Origin of the sequence: Clostridium sartagoforme AAU1, from assembly GCF_000401215.1 — a bacterium.
Lineage (GTDB): Bacteria > Bacillota > Clostridia > Clostridiales > Clostridiaceae > Clostridium > Clostridium sartagoforme.
In genome coordinates, this window is record NZ_ASRV01000114.1 from 1 (window position 1) to 4,384 (window position 4,384).

Below are 4,384 nucleotides of genomic sequence, written 5' to 3' on the forward strand. Positions count from 1 at the left end.
TTTTTACCAACCCCATCAGATGATAGTTGGTTTGCTGCTATTATTACTTATTTTTTCGTATAACTTCGTATAATGTATGCTATACGAAGTTATTACGGTAGAAATATGAAAAGTTTTTCTAAAAAAAATATTTATATTACTATAATCATCATATCTATATTTTATTAACATCATCTATATTAACTTTTCTTAAGTTTCAAAAAAAATATGTAATATTTAATGGCATTAAATACGAAAATCAAAATATTCAAATTCCTAAGGATTATATAGGTAATAAAATTTCTACATATAATGATTTTGAAATTTATGAAATTAAAAACTATAATAAAAGTTATCATATAGCTATTCAAAGAGATAATAAATATTTATTTTATAAAACTAAAGAAAGTAATGGTATTAATTTTACAAATTAACTTAAGCGTAACTCGATTTAATTATTTTAAAATATAATTTTAGGTATGGCAAATAGGGGTATAGACTCAACTGGTACCCCTTAAAATATCTTAGTTAAACTAATGTCGGATCAATAATATTTCATCTTTATAACCTCTTAATCTATTAAGTAGATTAAGGCTAGTACTTTTCTTAACTTTATTTTTAGAATATGATTCAATATTTGCAATATAACCTTCCTTGAAGCGGACTTCTAGTATTTGAGCATATAAATTTAAAGACTTCGATTTTATCTAGGGTTAAAGCATTGGCTGTATTCCAAGATAAATCTACTTCTTTTTCATTTGTATTAGTAGATTTTTCATTGATCCTTCCCATTTTTGTTTCTCTAACTCAGATATACCATTTAACTTTCTTAAAATATGAGAGTTGCATAAAACATGATCACAATTAGAATATTTATACGAGCAATAACTTCTGCTCTATGCTCAATAACTTTCTATCTGGTATATTAATCACCTATCTGATAATTACTCTTTCCGGAGTTATTTCCTGTAAGGATTCTCCGTAAATATTACATGTATCAACACGATGAATTATTATTTCATCTGGATTTTCACTAGGTTCAAGTGTTTTACCATCATGACCTTTTTGACTCCAGACCTTTTATCAGATTTAGTTTTCAGACTCTTAGGTTTCTTTTTCAACCCATCAGATGATAGTGGTTTGCTGCTATTATTACTATTTTTATTTGCTTGGTTTTCTAATGATTTAACACGATCCGAAAGACTTTTGTTTTCCTTTGATAATGTTTCTACTTGAGAATTCAAGCTTTTTGTTTCGTTAGTAACTTCTCTCATAACTTGTGTTAAATCTTGATTATATATTTCAAATATCTTGTCTTCGCTCACGGACGTCATCACATTATCATTAGTTTTTACAAGACATACTATATAATACCAGAAATTAATGATAATGGAAAGGTTTTCGAAAAATATTTTTATCATTTCTCCTAATTTATTTTAATAGCTAAATAGTTACACTTAAGCATATTATAAAATTATTATTTTAGTTAAATCCGTTTACATTTTTTTTCCTTTTATGTGATAATACTTATATATTGTTTACAAAAAATAAAAATATAAAGGAGTATTATATGAAAAAAAGTAAATTAAAAAAACTATTATTAGCCTTTGTTATTACTACTAATAGTTTCTCAATCACTACTTTTGCATCTACAAATTTAACATTAGATGATCAAAAATTTAAAAATAACTCTAGTACAACTATTGCTCAATATTCACCTGATAATTCTGCTCTATCATTACTTGATGAATCTGAATTAGAGTTAATTGAAAAAAACTATAGCATCTCAAGTCTAAATAAGGCTTCTAATGAAGTAAATTTAGCCAATCAATTATATAGTTTAACAAATGATCTAAACCTCAAAAATAAAATTATTTCTGTAGAAAGACAAGATAAGATTGATGCTATGCTTGAAATGATTAATATTCTAGAAAAGTATTCTATTAATATTGAATTAGAAAACTTAATTAAAAATTATATTTCACAGTATGGTCCTTATACAGAAAATGATACTTTAATAAATTATGCTCATTCACTATATAATAATGGTATTCAACCTCGTTCTACTTATAGTAGGACTTCAGCTGTAAATTATGCATATACATGGTGGAATAGCTATAATCTAGCATCATATCCTAACTTAACATATTTAGGTGGTGATTGTGCTAACTTTGTATCTCAAGCTCTAGTTGCTGGTGGAAAAACAACCGATTCGAACTGGTATATAAGAAAACTTAACTCTAATAATAATACACCTACTACAGTATCTCAGTTAAATTCTTCATGGAGCGTATCTAATCCTAGTCCTTGGATAAGTGCTGTAGAGTTTAACAATTATTGGTCAAGTAGGGCTACCTCTACTGAAACATATGCCGCTAGTCTTGTATATAACAATCAACAATATGTATATAATAGACCATTTTATATTGGTGATGCAGTTCAAATTTTAGTAGCAAATTATTGGTGGTATGAAGGGTATCATACTATGCTTATAACATCTTATGATTCAACTAATAAAGATTTTAAATTAACATATCATACAACTAATAGAAAAGATGTTAATTTAAATTCAATTGCTAACTCATATAATTCTGATAAATATCAATTTAGATTTTTCGGAATGTAGTTTTTAATAGGTTATTTTCAAGAAAATTGAAAATAACCTATTTTACTTATAAATAATTATATCCTATCTATAATATAAAATTTACATAATAATATAATTATAAATTAGACAACATGGTGTTAGTATAATATTGTAGACACAGAAATCCGAACACTTAACTTCTGAACAAACTAATTATAAATTTATAAAAAAATACTGGAATATTTACTTAAATAGACTCTATTATTTCTTAGCACAAAAAAGCCTTGATATATTACGATTAGCGATAGCTACTCTTGACGTAACGATAAGTCTTATTCTAGATAATTTAAGAAACATTACAACTATATATCTGATATACACTTCAGCCTAAATTTGGTGAGAAATTTGGTTGCTATGGTAAATTATTTGACCACACTAATAAAAATGTATTATCCTATATAAAGAGTTGTTGTTTTATGCCATTAGCTATTCCGGTAATGCATAATAATAAAATTATTTATCTAAAGATTCCTATTCAATATAGACTTTACGATAAATCTAAAACTAAATTAGAGGTAGTAGATATGTTTATAAATGTAGACCTTGCTTTAGCAGAATATGAAGTAATTGTAACTTGTGATAGTTAGTAAACTAAAGTGCCTTTCATAAAACCGATTAAAAAATTTGAAAATATCAATATAATAGGTGCTTTTCATAGTGATATAGCAATATTTGATCTTAATAGAGAGAGAAGTCATAAACGTGACAGACCTAGAAAGAAGGTAAACGAATAAATATCATAATTTAGAATATAAAAAAGATGTTAAATTCTTTGTTTCTCATATAAAAGTAGTTGTAAATTTAATTGATACTTGAATAAATGTCACTAAAAGTAGTTATAATTAATAAATATAAAAATAAAAGGAAATGATTGTGATTAATATGAAATACCCATTAACAAATGACTTTAAAAAAATAGTACTAGAAGATATACCACTTATAGATGTACGAGCACCTATAGAATATGAAAAAGGAGCATTTTTAAATTCTTTTAATTCACCAATTTTAAATAGTGAAGAAAGGCATATTATAGGGATTTGCTATAAAGAAAAAGGAAATGAAGAAGCTACAAAGCTTGGATACAAATTAGTATCAGGTAAAACTAAAGAAGGTAGATTAAAATCTTGGATTGAATTTATAAAGTCCAATCCCTCCACTACGTTATATTGCTTTAGAGGAGGTTCACGTTCTAGAATTGCTCAAGAGTGGATTACAGAAGCTTTAAATAAAGAAATTTATAGACTAGATGGGGGATATAAAGCCTTTCGTAATTATCTAATTAATTCATTAGCTAAAGAAAATCAAAATTATAAACCTATTGTTTTAACGGGATTTACCGGATCTGGAAAAACTATAGTCTTAAAGAAAATAAAAAACTCAATAGATTTAGAAGGAATTGCTAATCATAGGGGTTCATCCTTTGGTGCTCACGCTAACCCTCAGCCTACTCAGATTAACTTTGAAAATAATTTAGCATATGCTTTAATTAAATGCATGGAACAGGATTTTAAACATATTGTTTTTGAAGATGAAGGAAAAAACATAGGTAAAAATTTTATTCCTCAAGACTTCTTTGATCATTTTCATAGTGGAAATACAGTGTTCTTAGAAGCCTCTCTAGAAGAACGAATAGAAAATACCTTAAAAGAATATGTTATAGATTCTCAAATAGAGTATATTAATAAGTTTGGTAAGGATCTTGGCTTAAATGAATGGTTTAATTACATATATTCCAGTATGGATAGAGTGAAGAAAAAG

The 4,384-nt window shown here is 26.1% G+C and carries 5 protein-coding genes; 3 read left to right on the plus strand and 2 right to left on the minus strand.

The window, feature by feature from the left end; all coding sequences use genetic code 11:
- Window positions 1-609 precede the first annotated feature (609 nt).
- Together A500_RS22065 and A500_RS20755 are read right to left on the minus strand one after the other, a co-directional pair.
- Window positions 610-771, minus strand: coding sequence for a hypothetical protein (locus tag A500_RS22065; RefSeq protein WP_157453635.1), 162 nt, complete (start codon window positions 769-771; stop codon window positions 610-612).
- Window positions 772-992: 221 nt separating this feature from the next.
- Window positions 993-1,304, minus strand: coding sequence for a DUF6444 domain-containing protein (locus A500_RS20755; RefSeq protein ID WP_198010579.1), 312 nt, complete (start codon window positions 1,302-1,304; stop codon window positions 993-995).
- Between the two features lie 245 nt (window positions 1,305-1,549).
- Here A500_RS20755 and A500_RS09075 point away from each other — a divergent pair, with 245 nt between their 5' ends.
- The 3 genes from A500_RS09075 to mnmH all read left to right on the plus strand — a co-directional run.
- Window positions 1,550-2,605 (plus strand): amidase domain-containing protein, encoded by a 1,056-nt coding sequence (locus A500_RS09075; protein WP_016207281.1) that lies wholly within the window; start codon window positions 1,550-1,552, stop codon window positions 2,603-2,605.
- A 437-nt stretch (window positions 2,606-3,042) separates the two neighbouring features.
- Window positions 3,043-3,213, plus strand: a complete 171-nt coding sequence (locus tag A500_RS20390; protein WP_157453636.1) for a hypothetical protein — start codon at window positions 3,043-3,045, stop codon at window positions 3,211-3,213.
- Window positions 3,214-3,508: 295 nt separating this feature from the next.
- Window positions 3,509-4,384, plus strand: an 876-nt coding sequence (gene mnmH, locus A500_RS09085; RefSeq protein WP_016207282.1) for a tRNA 2-selenouridine(34) synthase MnmH, incomplete at its 3' end; no start/stop codon positions are given.

Bases quoted from the DNA above. Each gene is read 5' to 3' on its own strand.
- A500_RS20390 (WP_157453636.1), top strand. From the start codon at position 3,043: ATGCCATTAGCTATTCCGGTAATGCATAATAATAAAATTATTTATCTA.
- A500_RS09075 (WP_016207281.1), top strand. From the start codon at position 1,550: ATGAAAAAAAGTAAATTAAAAAAACTATTATTAGCCTTTGTTATTACT.
- A500_RS22065 (WP_157453635.1), bottom strand. From the start codon at position 771: ATGGGAAGGATCAATGAAAAATCTACTAATACAAATGAAAAAGAAGTA.